The organism is Streptomyces sp. NPDC048483, assembly GCF_040651455.1.
Taxonomy (GTDB): Bacteria; Actinomycetota; Actinomycetes; order Streptomycetales; family Streptomycetaceae; genus Streptomyces.
In genome coordinates this window covers 39,109-55,447 of record NZ_JBEZJZ010000001.1, presented here as the reverse complement: position 1 = coordinate 55,447, position 16,339 = coordinate 39,109, and the positions used below count along the sequence as shown (strand labels likewise).

Here is a 16,339-nt window from a genome sequence, read left to right as displayed (position 1 = left end):
CGGGGGACGGGGGTTGGCACGGTCGGTCGGCGGGGGGAGGCGGGCCACGGGCCGCGGTCGGGTCAGCGCACGCGGGCCACCGTCCGGGCGGTGCCGGGGAAGTCGGGGTGGCCGGGCAGGTCCCAGCAGCCGGGGGCGCCGGGGCTGTTGGGCTCGTTCGGCACGCCCGGCCCGCGGACGTCCAACTGGCCGGGAGCGCCGCCCCGTACGCCGGGGACGCCCGACGGGGCCACCGGGGAGAGGCCGCGCCGGCGCAGGGGCGACGGGGGCGGTGTCGGGTCGACTGCGGGCGGGCCGGGGGCCACGGGCGGCTGGGCCACGGGCGGGGTGGGGTGCGCGGGGGCCGGAGCGGGCGGTGGAGCGGCGGCCGGAGCGAATGTCGGAGCCTGCGCGGGGGGCGGAGGCGTCCGTGTCTCCGCGCCCGGCGCCGTGCCGGAGGCGTCCGCCGCAGCGCAGCCGGCCGCCTCCGGCCCGGCTATGGCCGCCGGAGCGCGCCCCGCACCACCCCCCGCCGATCCGTCCCGGGCCACCGGCGCCGCGCAGAACGCGCAGCGGTCGCCGAGGAGTTCCAGGCCGCACCAGCGGCACTCCTCGCGCCGTACGGAGGACACCAGCTGGTGGAGCACGGAGGGATCCGGAATGGCCGCCGCGAATTCGATCAGCTTCTGGGTCCCCCACCACCGGGCGGACTCGGCCGGCAGCCGCGCCTCGTAGGCGCCCTGCACCTGCCAGGCGGGGGCCAGCGACCGGGTGACCCACTCGGCGGAGAGCTGTCCGTGGGCGACCGCGAGCTGGGTGGCGAAGCCAGGGCCGGGCAGCCCGGCCCCGGTGCCGTGCCGGTCCAGGTGCAGCAGTTGCGGCGCGGGGTTGGCCAGCACTGCGAAATGCGCGCCGGGCAGCCAGGACTTCATATGTGCGCGCAGATCCACCTCGACCCGGTCCAGGCCGCTGACGCTGCCAAGCAGTGCGCCCGCATGGACGTAATGCGCCAGCAGCCGCGCCGCGCAGGCCAGTACCCCCGGGCTGAAGTCACCCAGCGACAACTGCCGCAGCTGCCGGGCGAGGACGGCCACCCCGAGCGGCGGCAGGGACAGCGGAAGGATGGCGATCCGGTCGCTCTCGAGGACGGAGCGCAGGGTGTGCAGCCGGCGGATGTGTTCCGGCGGGCAGGCGGAGGAGTAGAGCACGACGAGATGGCCGTGGTGCTCCAGGACGGCGGCGGTCTCCGTCAGGGCGTCGTCCAGCGGCTGGAGATGGGGGGCCTGCAGGACGACCGCGGCGGGGGTCTGCGGGTCGGCGGGCAGCGCGAGGTCAGGGCTGGTGACTGCAATCGCGGTCGGCACGTCGCTCCCCCACTCCTAGCGGCCGCCGGGGGTCCGGGACCGCGGATCGGCACAGCTCTGCGCCATCGGCGCCATACGCTCAGCACTTTATCCACGAGATACGCCCCAGAGAACACGTTCTGGGCTACTCGTCATGACGGCTTCCCTATAGGGAAACGGCACATACCACCCGGGCAACCGATGGGGGAACTTCCGCTTCCTCGCCAATCCCCGGAAAACCCCTTGACAGGCTCATTGGTCTGGACCACGTTGTACGGCAAGCCCAGGGGCCCCTGAGCGCGTTCCGGCACCACCCCCTCAACTTCCCCCCACACGGAGGCAGTCGTGGTTCGCGCACCTTCAGGAACAGCGACGAGAACACTGGCGAAAAGGCTGCTGGCAGGGCTGGCCGCGGCCGTCCTGATATCGACCGGGACCGCGGCGGCCGCACCCGCACCGGACACCGCCGCCGTCCCCGGGCACGCCGTCACCGGTTACTGGCAGAACTTCAACAACGGCGCCACCGTCCAGAAACTCAAGGACGTCAACGACGCGTACGACATCATCGCCGTCTCCTTCGCCGACGCGGCCGGGCAGCCCGGCGCCGTCACCTTCCACCTCGACCCGGCCGTCGGCTACGGCTCCGTGGACGACTTCAAGGCGGACATCAAGGCCAAGCAGGCGGCCGGAAAGTCCGTCGTCCTCTCCGTCGGCGGTGAAAAGGGCGCGGTCTCCGTCAACGACGACGCCTCCGCCAAGAACTTCGCCGACTCCGTCAACAAGCTGATGGACGAGTACGGCTTCGACGGCGTCGACATCGACCTCGAAAATGGCCTCAATTCGACGTACATGACGCAGGCGCTCAAGGCCGTACACGCCGCGCACGGCGACGTCGTGGTGACCATGGCCCCGCAGACCATCGATATGCAGTCACCGCAGAACGAGTACTTCAAGACGGCCCTCGGCATCAAGGACTTCCTGACCGTCGTCAACATGCAGTACTACAACAGCGGTTCCATGAACGGCTGCGACGGCAAGGTCTACGCCCAGGGCTCGGTGGACTTCCTGACCTCGCTGGCCTGTATCCAGCTGGAGGGCGGCCTCGACCCGTCCCAGGTCGGCATCGGCGTGCCGGCCTCCTCCAGCGCGGCCGGCAGCGGATATGTGTCCCCGGACGTCGTCAACGCCGCCCTGGACTGCCTCACCCAGGGCAGCAACTGCGGCTCCTTCAAGCCGGCCAAGACCTATCCGGGCCTGCGCGGCGCGATGACCTGGTCGACGAACTGGGACGCCGCGAACGGCAATGCCTTCGCGAGCCAGGTGGGCGCGCACGTCCACGGGCTTCCGTAACCGGCCCAACCGGCTTCAGTAGCCAGGCCAACGGGCCGCCGTATCCGGCCCTTTGACCGGCCCCCTGGTGCCACCCCCCACAGCCAGGTCCCGTGCACCGCATGCACGGGACCTGGCGTTCTGCCGGTGCTACGTCACTTACGGGCGCCCGACGGCTTGGGCAGCTCACACCCCGCCGCGCTCAGGTCCAGCTTGTTGCCGACCCCGAAGCACTTCGGTATCCCGTACGTCTCCTGGGCGTAGTTGATGCCCTTGTGCACCGTGACATTGCCGTTCTCGTCGACCTCGCACGGGTTGTTGACGGTGCACTTCTCACCGCTCTCGTTACCCGTGTTGTTGATCGCCGCGACCTTGCCGCTGGTGGTGTCGATCACCGGCGACCCGGACGTCCCACCGATGGTCTTGCACTCCGGCGTGTAACGGACCGAGTCCTTCCAGGTCCAGTCACCCTCCTTGAGCTGCGGCACGAACCCGTCGATGTTGCAGGAGTAGATCTTCTTCCAGTAGCCGGAGACCACGCTGATCCCGGCGCCCTTGGCCGGGTGTTCGGTGGCCAGCTCCAGCGGCTTGATGCCGTACTTCTGCTCGATCTCGGCGTACGTCGAGCCCGTCTCGTACAGCGACACATCCGTGTCGGTCATCGTCGCGTAGGCAATCTTCGTCGCCTTGATCGTGCCCAGGTCGCCGGCCGACTTGTCGAGCAGGGTGAAGCTCCGGCTGGACGGCTGGTCGACGACGACCTCGCCCGCGCCCGGCATACCGCTCTCCAGGCAGTGCCCGTTGGACATCACCAGGGCCGGGTCGTTCTCCTGCGAGGTCGGCATCTTGACGACCGAGCCGGAACAGTTGTCCAGCGCGACGGTGCCGGCGAAGTCGACGGCCTTGGGCTTGGTCTTGTGCTTGGCCTGGTAGGTGGCCTGGTGCTGCGGCGCGTCATGCGTCCCGCTGGGGGTGGTCGCACCGGCGGTGCCGGCGGTGCTCACCAGGGCTGCGGCTCCCAGAACGGCCGAGGCCAGGGCGCCGACGAGAGGTCGATTCATGTGGGGGTCCTCTCAGCTTCGGTACCGAAGGTCCGTCACATCGTCGTCAACGTTCCCTTCGGTTTTGTCGTGCGCATTGTTGGCCCCACAACGTCCCTGGGCAATGAATTTCCGTAAACCGATACCAAGTTGCCGGGTTGGTCCCCCTCGCCCCCCTCTCTCACATCTGACCGGCAAAAACCTTGACCAAGCCATGCCAACGTCGAAGACTGGCGCCGTCGCTTCGCCTCACACCCCACAGGAGACCGCATGCGACCCCCACGCATACGCGGCGGACGGACCACCGTCCTCGCCGCCATCCTCGCCCTCGCACTCGCCGCGCCCCTGGCCGCCGCCCAGGCGCAGGCGTCCCCGCCCACTTCCCCCACCACCCGCGCCGAGCAGAGCGCCGATCGCCCCCACCAGTACGAGGTGACCGGCCCCGCGACCCGCGCCGAGCGCACCGCCCTCGCCTCGACCGGCGCCTCCGTCGACGAGGTCCACGCCCGCGCCGCCGTCATCACCGCGGACGGCGCCCAGGCCGCCCTCGTACGCCAACTCGGCTATTCGCTGCGGAAGTTGCCGGACCCGCCGAGTCCCCCCGCCGCCTCCGGCCGCATCAAGGACTTCCCGGACGGCTACACGAATTACCACAACTACGACGAGGCCACCAAGGAGATCGACGGCCTCGTCGCCAAGCACCCGGACATTCTCAGCAAGGAGGTCATCGGCAAGTCCCACGAAGGCCGCGACATCCTTGCCCTCAAACTCAGCAAGAACGTCACCAAGGACGAGAACGAGCCCGAGGTCCTCTTCACGGCCCACCAGCACGCCCGCGAGCATCTCACCGTCGAGATGGCCCTCTACCTCCTCAACGAATTCACCTCGAAGTACGGCTCCGACGACCGCATCACCAAGATGCTCGACTCCCGCGAGATCTGGGTCATTCCCGATCTGAACCCGGACGGCGGCGAATACGACATCGCCACCGGCGAGTTCCAGATGTGGCGCAAGAACCGCCAGCCCAATGCCGGCACCGACGAGGTCGGCACCGACCTCAACCGCAACTGGGATTTCAAATGGGGCTGCTGCAACGGCTCCTCCGACGACCCGGCCGACGAGACCTACCGCGGCGCCTCCGCCGCCTCCGCCCCCGAGGTCCAGGTCGTCTCGAAATTCGTCCACAGCCGCAATGTCGGAGGCAAGCAGCAGATCAAGGCCGCCATCGACTTCCACACCTACAGCGAACTCGTCCTGTGGCCCTTCGGCTTCACCAATGACGAAACCGGTCCCGGGATGACCCAGGACGACCACGACACGTTCGCCACCATCGGAAAGAAGATGGCCGCCAGCAACGGCTATACGCCGGAGCAGTCCAGCGAGCTCTACATCACCGATGGGGCGATCGACGACTGGCTGTGGGGCGACCAGAAAATCTTCGCCTACACCTTCGAGATGTATCCGTCGTCGAATGGCGGCGGCGGCTTCTACCCGAAGGATTCGGTGATCCCGAAGGAGACGTCGCGGAACAAGGACGCGGTGCTGCAACTGCTGGAGACGGCGGACTGCCCGTATCGCGCGATCGGCAAGGAAGACCAGTACTGCAAGGGCAACGGCAAGGGCTGACCCGCCCGGCCCGCATGCAAAGGGCGCCCGGCCTCGATGCCGGGCGCCCCTCGGTCCTACTGCGCGCGGACGACCACCGTGCCGACGACCTTGTCGGCGAAGGTCTGGTTCTTGTCGTCCCACAGCGGCCACCAGTAACCCAGGCCGCACACCGGGGAGTCCAGGATGTGGCAGAACCGGCGTCCGAGCGCCAGACCGAAGCCGGGCACCTGGCCGTTCATCTCGCGGACGAGCCGGATACCCAGGGCCTTCTTGCCCGGGGTCTGGCCCGTCGTGCCCTCCTTGACGAGCATGATGATCCCGACGACCATCGCGTACAGCCAGGCGATCAGGCCGAGGACCATGAGCTCGACACCGCCGCGCAGGTCGATGATCAACGGGCCGATGACGAGGACGAGCGGCACCACGCCCACGATCAGACCGTCGAGCAGAGCGGCACCCACCCGCGCCCCCCAGCTCGCGAACGCCATCGGCACACCCGGCATGCCGACCTGCCCCTGCCCCTGCCCCTGCCCCTGCCCCTGCCCCGGATAGCCGTAGCCCGGCGCGGCCTGCTGCGGGTAGCCGCCGTACTGGGCCGGCTGCTGCGGGGCACCGTACGGCTGCTGGGGCTGCTGCGGGTAGCCGTACTGGGCCGGCTGCTGCGGAACTCCGTACGGGGCCTGCGGCGGCTGCTGGCCGTAGGGATGGTTCGGGTCGCCGAAGCTCATCTGCGGTGTTCCTCCGATAGGTCATTGACATCCTCTCCCCTTAAAGGAGGGAGATTCCCGTCTGGGCCGCCGTTGTAGGCAGTCCCTTCGGGTGGGTTCCTGTTTCTTCGCGCTGTGCCGGGACGAGTCCCGGTCTTACCCGCGCTCCGCAGGCTGACACTGCCAGTCCGGCAGCCTTTGCGACGTTGACCGCCGCGTTGATGTCTCGATCAAGGACGGCCCCGCATTCCCCGCACGTCCATACGCGGACGTTGAGGGGCTTAGGGCCGTCCTTGACGCCGCACTGCGAGCAGACCTGAGAGGTCGGCTCGAAGCGGCCGATGCGGTGGAACTGCCGCCCGTACCGTGCTGCCTTGTACTCCAGCATCGACACGAACGCGGACCATCCAGCGTCGTGCACGGACTTCGCCAACCGTGTGCGGGCGAGTCCCTTGACCGGCAGATCTTCCACCGCAACCGCTTGGTTCTCACGGATGATCTTGGTGGAGAGCTGATGGTGAAACTCGCGCCGTGCGTCGGCGGTCCGTGCGTGAGCGCGGGCAACCCTGACCCGCGCCTTCGTCCTGTTGTTGCTGCCCTTCGCCTTGCGCGACAGAGCCTGTTGAGCTTTCTTCAGCTTCTTCTCAGCCCGGCGCAGGAAGCGCGGACTGCCGATCTTCGTGCCGTCGGAGAGGATCGCGAAGTGCGTCAGCCCCAGGTCGATACCGACCACGGGCGCCACCTAGAGATGGTCGAGTTCAACGGCGAGAACAATCACGTCCACCTACTCGTGAACTTCCCGCCGAAGATCGCCCTTTCCAAGTTGGTCAACAGCCTCAAGGGCGTCAGCTCGCGGCGACTGCGGCAAGAGTTCCCCGACCTTGTTCAGCACTACTACCGGGCAAACAAGCTGTGGGCAGGGTCTTACTTCGCCGGCTCGGTAGGCGGTGCCCCGATCAGCGTCCTTCGCCAGTACATCGAACAGCACAACCGCCCGCTGTAGGTGGTGAACGCCGGTCCGCCCAGCGGCGAATCGGCTTGCCCTGCCCTGCTCCGCAGGCCACCGGCTTCCCCACCGCCCTAAAGGGCGATGCACCCGCCGGTTACCCGGTGGCGGGACGATGCGGCGTGACGCGGAGGAAACAGGTTTCACTGGCCCGCCCCCCGACGATGCCTGCGGCACTGCCCGACATTCTTTCCGGGTGGGGCTTGGCCCTGTCCAGTCAAGACCCGGGGGGCCATGGTCTCAGTCGGCCGCCCGGGCAATCGAGCCTGCTCAACGATCCCGTGTGGTTCACGCGACCATGGGCGGCCCTTCCTGGCCGATCGCGTCGAGCAGCAGCTTTGCGGCCACCGCTGCTCCGTCGGCGCGGACCGTGCCGGCCACGGCCTGCGCTCGGGCGCGGGTCTCGGGGGTCAGGGCCGTCTTGAGCGCGGCCGACAGGGACTCGGTGGTCGGCGTCGGACCGTCGTGTGCCGCGCCGATGCCCAGCTCGGCCACGCGGCCGGCCCAGTACGGCTGGTCCGCCAACTGCGGGACCACCACCTGGGGCGCGCCGGCCCGGGCGGCCGTCGTCGTCGTGCCCGCGCCGCCGTGGTGCACCACGGCGGCCACCCGACGGAACAGTGCCTGCTGGTTGACCTCGCCGACGGCGAAGCAGTCGTCCTGATCGTCGGTCAGGGCCAGGTCGGCCCAGCCGCGGGAGACGAGTGCGCGGCGGCCCTGCGCGCGGACCGCATCGATGGCAGCCCTGGCGACGTCCTGCGCGTCGCGCAGGGGCATGCTGCCGAAGCCCACGTACACCGGTGGGGTACCGGCGTCGAGGAACGCCTCCAGATCGGCCGGGAGCGGGCGCTCGTCGGGCCTGATCCACGCGCCGGTCTGCACGACGTCGAGGTCCGCCGGCTGCCGCCACGGGCCCAGGACCGGGTCCGCCGCCAGCCACGGGCGGTCGGTGAAAACGTGGTCGCGGACGTTGTCCGCCGAGGGCAGGCCGATCGATGCCCGGTGGGTGTTGACCGCCTCGCCGAACAACTCGTTCAGGCGCTCGGTGTTGAGATCCCACAGCGTCCGGTTGTCGGTCACGTCCGGTGGGACCGGGCGGCCCGGCCACACGAGCGGCGGGTGGTGCGGCGACGGCAGGTAGGTCGGGAAGTAGGCCACGAACACGTAGGGGATGCCCATCTTTTCGGCCACCGACCGCGCGGCGGCCGCGGCCGGGAGCAAGCCGGTCGCCACCACCGCGTCACATCCCTCGGCCGCCGCGGCGACCGGCTCGTACGTCGCAGCGACCATCTCGGCCGCCCGCTGGGACATGCTCGACGGCGGCTGCGGCTTCTTCCCGGTGATCGCCCCGCTCGCCATCTTGCGCACCGACGTGCCGAGCGGCACCAGCGGGAGGCCGAAACCGTCCAGCAGTTCCGCGAAGTCCGGCGGCGCGCACATCTGTACCTCCGCGCCCAGTTCCCGCAGCTGCACCGCGAGTCCCACCATCGGTTCGACGTCCCCGCGCGACCCGTACGACAACAGCAACACACGCATTTCGGGACTCCCATTTCCGCAGATCACGGCCTCGGCGGGTGATTCTGCAGGACGACCGGGGCCTTGCCGCAAGGCCCCCTGTGCGCTATACGTTGAGAGTGGAAAGGCGTGGGTACTCCCCTTTCCCTTCATCGTCCGCTGTGAACGGACACCCCCTCAGAAGCCGCGGCGCGCCGCGTACGCCGTCGCCCCTGCAGCCTTGGCGGCCGATGGGGCGCCCGGTGCGACTCCGGGCGCCCCATCGCATGCAACGCCGTACGTACCGTGTAGCACTCTGCCGCTATACGAAGATGCCGACCACCGCGGCGACCGCGAAGCCCGCGACCGAGAGCACCGATTCCAGCACCGTCCAGGACTTCAGGGTGTCCCGTTCGGAGATTCCGAAGTACTTCGACACCATCCAGAACCCGCCGTCATTCACATGCGAGGCGAAGATCGATCCCGCCGAGATCGCCATGATGATCAGCGCCAACTGGGCCTGGGACATGCCCTGACCCTCCACCAGCGGCAGCACGATGCCGGCCGTCGTCACGATGGCGACCGTCGCCGAGCCCTGGGCCACCCGCAGCACCAGCGACAGCAGGTAGGCCAGCACGATGATGGGCAGGCCGACGTTGTGGAAGGTGTCGGAGAGGGCGGTGGCGACGCCGCTGCCCTTCAGTACGGCGCCGAAGACACCGCCGGCGCCGACGACCAGGAGGATGTTGCCCACCGGCTTCAACGACGCCGTGGACACCTGCTCCAGGGACTTGCGGGACCAGCCGCGACGGATGCCCAGGAGGTAGTACGAGAGCAGCAGCGCGATCGTCAGGGCGACGAAGGGGTGGCCGAAGAACTCGATGACCGAGCGGCCGGTGGAGGGGCGCAGGGCGATGGAGGAGAAGGTCGCCAGGAGGATGAGGACGAGCGGGGTGCCGATGATGGCCAGGACGGTGGCGAGGGAAGCCGGCTTCTCCCGGGGAGTGACCCCGGCGGCCTTCTGCTCGGCGGCGACGGCGGCCTTGGCCTCCTCGGCGGCCTCGAGCATGTCCTGCGGTACGGGGACGAAGAGGCGCTTGCCGATCCAGGCGGCGTAGCCCCAGGCGGCCAGTACGGCGGGGATGCCGCAGATGATGCCCATGAGGATGACCCAGCCGAGGTCCACCTTGAACAGGCCGGCGGCGGCGACCGGGCCGGGGTGCGGGGGCAGGAAGGCGTGGGTCATGGAGAGACCCGCGAGCAGGGGCATGCAGTAGAGGAGGATCGACTTACCGCTGCGCTTCGCGGCCGCGTAGACGATCGGGGCGAGGACGAAGATGCCGACGTCGAAGAAGACGGGGATACCGAAGATCAGGCCCGTCATCCCCATGGCCAGCGGGGCGCGCTTTTCGCCGAAGAGGCGGAGGAGGCGGGCGCTCAACACCTCCGCACCGCCGGAGACTTCGAGTATCGCGCCGAGCATGGTGCCCAGGCCGATGATGATGGCGACATGGCCGAGGATGCCGCCCATGCCGGTCTCGATCATCGAGATGGCGTCGGACTTCTGGACCGTGCCGAAGAGTTCGGTGACGGAGAGGCCGGCGGCGAGGCCGACCACGATGGACACCGACAGCAGCGCGACGAAGGGCTGCAGCCGGACCTTGATGATCAGCACGAGCAGCAGGGCGATGCCGAGGGCGGCGACCGTCAGGAGGCCTGCGGTGCCTGGTATCACGGCGAGCAGACCGCCGGTGTGGGGTGGTGGCGGTGACGGGGTGGGGGCCGTGGCAGCGAGGAACATGGGGTGACTCCGTTGGCAGGCAGGGGCTTTCCGGGCAGGGGGGACCGCGGCAGGGCGCCCCTGGGGTGCGGGGCGCCGTGCCGTGCGGCGGGTAGTGGTGCGGGCGTACTAAAGGCACAGGTGGTCTAACGGCTCGGGTGGTCCGGCGGCTCGGGCGACGGCTCGGGCGACGGCTCGGGCGGTGGCTCAGCTCAGGACGGCGAGGGCGTCGATCTCGATGAGGAGGCCCTTGGGGAGACCGACGTAGACGGTCGTCCGGGCGGCGGGGACCTCCTTGAGGCCCTGCTCCTCGAAGTAGGCGTTGTAGATCTCGTTCATCTCGGCGAAGTGCGCGACGTCGGTGAGATAGACGCGCATCATCATGACGTCGTCCCAGCTCGCGCCGCCTTCCTCCAGGATCGCCTTGACGTTGGCGAAGGTCTGGAGGGTCTGCTCGCGCAGGGTGGGTCCGGCGGGCGTGGGGGCCTGGCCCTCGACGGCGGGCAGGAAGCCGACCTGGCCGGCGACCTGGAGGATGTTGCCCTTCTTGACGCCGTGGGAGAACTTCGCGGGCGGGGTGGTGTGGGTGGCCGGGGTGAGGGCGGTCTTCTCGCTCATACTCATGCTTCCTTGGTGGGTGGTGTGCCGGAGTACTCCCGGCTGATGGCGTCGGCGGTGCGGCGTACCAGCGGGAGCAGCCTGAGGAGGTCCTCGGCGCTGACGACGACGTTCGGCGCGGAGACCGACATCGCGGCGACCAGGCGTCCGTCGGCGCCGCGGATGGGGGCGCCGATGCAGTTGATGGACTCCTCGTGGCCACCGAGGTCGGTGGCCCAGCCCTGTTCGCGGACCTTGGCCAGTTCCGCGAGGAAGGCCATGGCGTGGGGGGTCGAACGGGACGTGTAGAGGGGGTAGTCGAGCTTTTCCGCGAGGGCGCGGCGCTCGGGCTCGGGCAGGTCGGCGAGGAGCAGCTTGGCGACCGCGGCGACGGTTATCGCGACGGGCTTGCCGATCCGGGAGTACATCCGGACCGGGTAGCGGCTCTCGACCTTGTCGATGTAGACGACCTCGTTCTCCTCGTGGACCGCAAGGTGGACGGTGTGTCCGCATTTCTCGTTGAGCTCGACGAGGTGGGGGTGGGCGATCTCGCGGACGTCGAGGTTCTCGACGGCCTGCTGGGCGAGGGCGAAGAGGCGGGCACCGAGGCGGTAGCGCTGGTCGGGCTGGCGGTGGACGAGGCCGTGTTCGTGGAGGGTGCGCAGCAGCCGCAGGGCGGTGGACTTGTGGACGCCGAGACGGTCGGCGACCTGCCCCAGGTCGGCGGGTCCCTCGGCGAGCAGCGGCAGGATGCTCAGTGCCCGGTCGACGGTCTGGCTCATGCTTGTGCCTCGCTTCGCTCGGCCCTGCCTTCGCCAGGGGCGCACCTCTCGATGGTTCTCTCGCTGCGCTCGTTCACGGTGTCCGTACCTCCTGGTCCACGGCCGCCATGGCTTCCGTCCAGCCGGGGCCGAGGTGCAGTGTCCCCCAGGCCGTGTCGTCGAGGGCGGCGAGGCGGTCGGCGAGGGCGACCCAGGAGGGGCGCCGCGCAGCGGCTCGTTGAGGGGCGGTGGTCGGGAGACGGGCGGGCGGTGCGGTCAGGTCCCCGGGGACGGTCAGGACCGCGGCGGCCCACAGGTGGCCGTACCGGATACGGCTGCGGACGGGCAGGCCGCGGAGGGTGGCGGAGAGGAAGCCGGCGGCGAAGGCGTCGCCGGCGCCCACGGCGGCGACGACGTCGACGCGCGGGGCGGGCTCGGTGTGCCGGCCGCCGTGCCGGTCGTAGGCGACGGCGCCCGCGGCCCCGCGCTTGACGACCAGCATGCCGGGCTCGGGCAGCGCCGCGCGGACGGCGTCGGGGCCGCCGGTGAGGCCCCAGGCGTCCGCCGCCTCGTCCTCGCCGACGAAGACGAGGTCGGCGCCGCGCGCGAGGTCGAGCAGCACCCGGGCGTCGGCGGCATCGCGCCACAGACCCGGCCGGTGGTTGACGTCGAAGGAGACGAGGGGGCGGCCGCCGCCCGGCGCCGTCAGCTCGCGCAGCAGGCCGAGGCAGTCCCCGGAGAGCGCCGCGGTGATCCCCGACAGGTGCAGGACGCGGCCCGACCGGACCGCGGCCAGGTCCATGGTCGCGACGGCCATCGCGGAGGCGGCGGAGCCGGCCCGGTAGTACGCGACCTCGTGGGCATCGGTGGCGCGGTCGCCGGCCGTGCGGAAGTAGATGCCGGTGGGGCGGGCGGGGTCGCGTCGTACGGCCGTGGTGTCGACCCCGTACGCGCGGATGGCGGCCACCAGGTGATCGCCGAATCCGTCGGCGCCCACCCGGCTGACCCACTTCGCCGCATGCCCGGCGGCGGCGAGCACACACGCCACATTGGACTCCGCGCCGCCGATGGCGCGCTCGAAGGCGGGGACGTCGGCGAGCCGCCCCGGTGTGGTGGGCAGGAAGGTGACCATGGACTCGCCGAGGCAGACGACATCGGCATCGGCCTTCGGGCCGGTGCTGTCGCTGACGTTCGAGGACCTGGTCACGATCGGTGGTGCTCCTTCGCTGTGGTGCGGGTTTCTCACCGCTGTGGTGCGGGTTTCTCACCGTTGGGCGGCCATTGACCGGGTGATGGCCCGGATGTTAGACAGCCATAAGCGGTATACGCAATGACCGTTGCAGAGAATGCAACACCAGATCTACGGGGATCTTCACGGACCTGCGGAGATCTGCGTAGATGTGCAGCACGGCAGCAATGCCGCAACCACAGCAAGAGATCCCACAGCTTTTCGAGGAGACCCCCATGGCCGTCGAGCGGCTCGCCCAGGCACTCAAGGGACTCGCCGACGAACGCGTCGACCACCGCTTCAAGGCGCTCCCCCCGGACGCCGAGGGACGCACCGTCGGTGCGCTGGCCGCCGAGCGCCGCAACCTCTTCACCGGCGGGTTCACCACCCCCGTCCTCGCCCTCTCCGCCGAGTCGGTCGAGCACAACCTCGCCCTGATGGAGACCTACGCCGACCGGCACGGCCTGGCCTTCGCCCCGCACGGCAAGACCTCCATGGCGCCGCAGCTCTTCGCCCGCCAGATCGAGTACGGCGCCTGGGGCATCACCGCCGCCGTCCCCCACCAGGCCCGCGTCTACCGCGGCTACGGCATCCAGCGGATCTTCCTCGCCAATGAGCTGGTGGACGCGCCCGCGCTGCGCTGGCTCGCCGCCGAACTGGCCGCCGACCCGGACTTCCGCTTCCTCTGTTACGTCGACTCGCTGCGCGGTATCGAGCTGATGGACACGGCGCTGCGCGAGGCCGGGGCCGTCCGCCCAGTGGATGTCGTCATCGAGCTGGGTGCCGGTGAGGGTGCCCGTACCGGCGTCCGTACCGAGGCCGAATGCCTCGAACTCGCCGACGCCATCGCGGGCGTGGACACCCTGCGCCTCGTGGGCGTCGCCGGTTACGAGGGCGAGGTGCCCGACGCCGACTCCGCGCGGGTGACCGCCTGGCTGCGCCGGCTGGTCGCGCTGGCCGTGGAGTTCGACAAGGCGGGCCGGTTCGCCGATCTCGACCAGATCGTGGTCAGCGCGGGCGGCAGCGCCTGGTTCGACGCGGTCGCCGAGGTCTTCGCCGAGATCCCCGGACTCTCCGCGCCGGTCCTCAAGCTGCTCCGCTCGGGCGCGTATGTCTCGCACGACGACGCCCACTACCGCCGTCTCACCCCCTTCAACCGCATCCCGGAGGAGGGCGCCCTGCAGCCCGCCTTCCGCCTCTGGGCACAGGTCGTCTCCCGCCCCACCCCCCAGCAGGCCTTCCTCAACGCGGGCAAGCGGGACGCGGCGTACGACCTCGATCTGCCGCAGGCCCAGGTCGTACGGTCCGGCCGGGACGGCACCGAGCGCCGCGCGGACGGCATCGCCGTCACCGGCCTGTCCGACCAGCACGCCTGGGTCACCACCGAGCACGCCGGCGACCTGGAGGTCGGCGACTGGGTGGGCCTCGGCCTGTCCCACCCCTGTACGTCGTTCGACAAGTGGCAGCTGATCCCGCTGGTCGAGGCGGACGGCACGGTCACGGACTACATCCGCACCTTCTTCTAGGGCCGTCCTTCCAGGGCCGTCCCCCAAGACCCCGACGGTGCGCGCCGATCCCCCGCGGCGCGCGCCGTCGGACCCAGCAGGCCGCATGAGCCGGCCCCGCACGCCGTGAGAAAGGCAGCCCCAGCCATGGACACCGTGCTCCGCGACGTCCGCGTCATCGATGGTTCCGGCGGTCCGTCCTACCGCGCCGATGTCGCCCTGGCCGGCGGCCGGATCGCCGGGATCCGGCGGGAGACGGACGGCGGGCCGCGCCCGGCTGCCGCGCGCATGGTGGACGCCGACGGCCTCGCCCTCTCCCCCGGCTTCATCGATATGCACGCCCACAGCGACCTCGCGCTGCTCCGCGACCCCGCGCACGAGGCCAAGGCCGCCCAGGGCGTCACCCTCGAAGTCATCGGCCAGGACGGCCTGTCGTACGCGCCGGTCGACGACCGCACCCTCGCCGAGGTCCGCGCGCAGATCACCGGCTGGAACGGTGGGGGTACCTCCCGCTCGAGCGGAGCCGAGAGTGGGGGAGGTGGGGACATCGACTTCACCTGGCGCACCGTCGGCGAGTATCTCGACCGCCTCGACCACGGCTTCGACGGCCGGGGCATCGCCGTCAACGCCGCGTACCTCATCCCGCAGGGCACCGTCCGGATGCTCGCCCTCGGCTGGGACGACCGCGACGCCGGCCCCGACGAGCTCGCACGGATGAAGCAGCTGGTCGCCGAGGGCCTGGAACAGGGCGCCGTCGGCCTCTCCTCCGGTCTGACCTACACGCCCGGCATGTACGCCTCGGACGCCGAACTGACGGAACTGTGCCGGGTGGTGGCCCGCTACGACGGCTATTACTGCCCGCACCACCGCTCCTACGGGGCGGGTGCGCTCGAGGCGTACGAGGCGATGGTCGCCCTCACCCGCGAGGCCGGCTGCGCCCTCCATCTCGCCCACGCCACCATGAACTTCGGCGTCAACAAGGGCCGCGCCCCCGAGCTGCTGGCGCTCCTGGACAAGGCCCTCGACGCCGGCGCCGACATCTCCCTCGACACCTATCCCTACACCCCCGGCTGCACCACTCTCGTGGCGATGCTGCCCAGTTGGGCGAGCGAGGGCGGACCCGAGGCGATCCTGGCCCGCCTCCGGGACGAGGCGACGGCCGAGTGCATCCGGCACGTCATGGAGGTCGAGGGCGCGGACGGCTGCCACGGTGTGCCGATCGACTGGGACACCGTCGAGATCTCGGGGGTGAGCGACCCCGCACTCGCCGGACACGTCGGCAGGACCGTCGCCCGCAGCGCCGCCGAACGCGGCGAGAAGCCCTGGGTCACCGCCCGCCGCCTCCTGATCGACGACCGCCTGGGCTCCACGATCCTCCAGCACGTCGGCCATGAGGAGAACGTCCGCCGGATCATGCGCCACCGCGTCCACACCGGCGGCAGCGACGGCATCCTCCAGGGCGACAAGCCGCATCCGCGCGCGTACGGCACCTTCCCCCAGTACCTCGGCAGGTACGTCCGCGACCTGGGCGTCCTCTCCCTGGAGGAGTGCGTCGCCCATCTGACGGGCCGCCCGGCCGCCCGCCTGCGCCTGCCCGACCGCGGCCTCGTCCGCGAGGGCTACCGCGCCGACCTGGTCCTCTTCGACCCGGCCACGGTCGCGGCCGGGTCGACCTACGAGGCGCCGCGCACCCTGCCCACCGGTATTCCGCATGTCCTGATCGACGGCCGCTTCGTGATCGAGGACGGCCGACGCACGGACGTACTGGCGGGGCGGGCGGTGCGGCGGACCGCCTCGGACAGGCCTTAGGCGGCCGCCGCGCCACACCCGCCGACGTGCGACGGAATCGGTAGGGCGGCCCGGCAGCGATCCCCGCCCGTCCCTCACCCCACGTGAGCAAATCCACACCATGCGCTCATCGAGGTGGGGAAAAACACCCGGCGGTCGCCGATACACGGCCGT

At 70.3% G+C, this 16,339-nt stretch carries 12 protein-coding genes and 2 pseudogenes; 5 read left to right on the top strand and 9 right to left on the bottom strand.

Annotated features, from left to right (window positions below; genetic code table 11):
- Window positions 1-62: 62 nt before the first annotated feature.
- Window positions 63-1,343 (bottom strand): hypothetical protein, encoded by a 1,281-nt coding sequence (locus tag AB0D04_RS00275; protein ID WP_362697251.1) that lies wholly within the window; start codon window positions 1,341-1,343, stop codon window positions 63-65.
- 384 nt (window positions 1,344-1,727) lie between these two features.
- On the opposite strand from AB0D04_RS00275, the gene AB0D04_RS00270 reads away from it, so the two are divergent.
- Window positions 1,728-2,672, top strand: a complete 945-nt coding sequence (locus AB0D04_RS00270) for a chitinase (RefSeq protein ID WP_362697668.1) — start codon at window positions 1,728-1,730, stop codon at window positions 2,670-2,672.
- A gap of 134 nt (window positions 2,673-2,806) precedes the next feature.
- On the opposite strand, the gene AB0D04_RS00265 is transcribed toward AB0D04_RS00270, so the two are convergent.
- A complete protein-coding gene (locus AB0D04_RS00265; protein WP_362697248.1) occupies window positions 2,807-3,712 on the bottom strand; it encodes a serine protease in 906 nt (301 codons plus the stop codon).
- A gap of 249 nt (window positions 3,713-3,961) precedes the next feature.
- Between AB0D04_RS00265 and AB0D04_RS00260 the strand changes: the two genes are divergently transcribed.
- Window positions 3,962-5,317 carry a M14 family metallopeptidase gene (locus tag AB0D04_RS00260; RefSeq protein WP_362697245.1) on the top strand — a complete coding sequence of 452 codons (1,356 nt, stop codon included), beginning with the start codon at window positions 3,962-3,964 and terminating at the stop codon, window positions 5,315-5,317.
- Between the two features lie 56 nt (window positions 5,318-5,373).
- Here the strand turns inward: AB0D04_RS00260 and AB0D04_RS00255 are convergent, their stop codons facing one another.
- Both AB0D04_RS00255 and AB0D04_RS00250 read right to left on the bottom strand, forming a co-directional pair.
- Window positions 5,374-6,027, bottom strand: a complete 654-nt coding sequence (locus tag AB0D04_RS00255; protein WP_362697242.1) for an RDD family protein — start codon at window positions 6,025-6,027, stop codon at window positions 5,374-5,376.
- A gap of 40 nt (window positions 6,028-6,067) precedes the next feature.
- Window positions 6,068-6,739 (bottom strand): annotated as a pseudogene (locus AB0D04_RS00250) (RNA-guided endonuclease TnpB family protein); the annotation flags it as partial.
- Window positions 6,740-6,751: 12 nt separating this feature from the next.
- Here AB0D04_RS00250 and tnpA point away from each other — a divergent pair.
- Window positions 6,752-7,009 (top strand): annotated as a pseudogene (tnpA, locus tag AB0D04_RS00245) (IS200/IS605 family transposase); the annotation flags it as partial.
- Between the two features lie 291 nt (window positions 7,010-7,300).
- Here the strand turns inward: tnpA and AB0D04_RS00240 are convergent.
- From AB0D04_RS00240 to AB0D04_RS00220, 5 genes are all read right to left on the bottom strand, one after another.
- Entirely contained in the window at window positions 7,301-8,548 is a 1,248-nt protein-coding gene (locus tag AB0D04_RS00240; protein WP_362697239.1) for a glycosyltransferase, read from the bottom strand.
- Between the two features lie 280 nt (window positions 8,549-8,828).
- The gene (locus AB0D04_RS00235; RefSeq protein WP_362697236.1) at window positions 8,829-10,307 is read right to left on the bottom strand and encodes a gluconate:H+ symporter; all 1,479 of its coding nucleotides are present in this window, start codon (window positions 10,305-10,307) and stop codon (window positions 8,829-8,831) included.
- Window positions 10,308-10,493: 186 nt separating this feature from the next.
- Window positions 10,494-10,904 carry a RidA family protein gene (locus AB0D04_RS00230; RefSeq protein ID WP_362697233.1) on the bottom strand — a complete coding sequence of 137 codons (411 nt, stop codon included), beginning with the start codon at window positions 10,902-10,904 and terminating at the stop codon, window positions 10,494-10,496.
- A gap of 2 nt (window positions 10,905-10,906) precedes the next feature.
- Window positions 10,907-11,665 (bottom strand): IclR family transcriptional regulator, encoded by a 759-nt coding sequence (locus AB0D04_RS00225; protein WP_362697230.1) that lies wholly within the window; start codon window positions 11,663-11,665, stop codon window positions 10,907-10,909.
- 73 nt (window positions 11,666-11,738) lie between these two features.
- Window positions 11,739-12,851, bottom strand: a complete 1,113-nt coding sequence (locus AB0D04_RS00220; RefSeq protein ID WP_362697228.1) for a sugar kinase — start codon at window positions 12,849-12,851, stop codon at window positions 11,739-11,741.
- A 257-nt stretch (window positions 12,852-13,108) separates the two neighbouring features.
- On the opposite strand from AB0D04_RS00220, the gene AB0D04_RS00215 reads away from it, so the two are divergent.
- Together AB0D04_RS00215 and AB0D04_RS00210 are read left to right on the top strand one after the other, a co-directional pair.
- Complete coding sequence (locus tag AB0D04_RS00215; protein ID WP_362697225.1) at window positions 13,109-14,398, top strand: amino acid deaminase; 1,290 nt, start codon at window positions 13,109-13,111, stop codon at window positions 14,396-14,398.
- Window positions 14,399-14,524: 126 nt separating this feature from the next.
- Window positions 14,525-16,186: a D-aminoacylase gene (locus tag AB0D04_RS00210; protein WP_362697222.1), complete on the top strand. Its 1,662-nt coding sequence runs from the start codon at window positions 14,525-14,527 to the stop codon at window positions 16,184-16,186.
- Window positions 16,187-16,339 lie beyond the last annotated feature (153 nt).

Excerpts from the sequence above, each read along its gene's own strand:
- AB0D04_RS00265 (WP_362697248.1), bottom strand. The coding sequence starts at position 3,712 with ATGAATCGACCTCTCGTCGGCGCCCTGGCCTCGGCCGTTCTGGGAGCC.
- AB0D04_RS00260 (WP_362697245.1), top strand. The coding sequence starts at position 3,962 with ATGCGACCCCCACGCATACGCGGCGGACGGACCACCGTCCTCGCCGCC.
- AB0D04_RS00255 (WP_362697242.1), bottom strand. The coding sequence starts at position 6,027 with ATGAGCTTCGGCGACCCGAACCATCCCTACGGCCAGCAGCCGCCGCAG.
- AB0D04_RS00240 (WP_362697239.1), bottom strand. The coding sequence starts at position 8,548 with ATGCGTGTGTTGCTGTTGTCGTACGGGTCGCGCGGGGACGTCGAACCG.
- AB0D04_RS00235 (WP_362697236.1), bottom strand. The coding sequence starts at position 10,307 with ATGTTCCTCGCTGCCACGGCCCCCACCCCGTCACCGCCACCACCCCAC.
- AB0D04_RS00230 (WP_362697233.1), bottom strand. The coding sequence starts at position 10,904 with ATGAGCGAGAAGACCGCCCTCACCCCGGCCACCCACACCACCCCGCCC.
- AB0D04_RS00225 (WP_362697230.1), bottom strand. The coding sequence starts at position 11,665 with ATGAGCCAGACCGTCGACCGGGCACTGAGCATCCTGCCGCTGCTCGCC.
- AB0D04_RS00215 (WP_362697225.1), top strand. The coding sequence starts at position 13,109 with ATGGCCGTCGAGCGGCTCGCCCAGGCACTCAAGGGACTCGCCGACGAA.
- AB0D04_RS00210 (WP_362697222.1), top strand. The coding sequence starts at position 14,525 with ATGGACACCGTGCTCCGCGACGTCCGCGTCATCGATGGTTCCGGCGGT.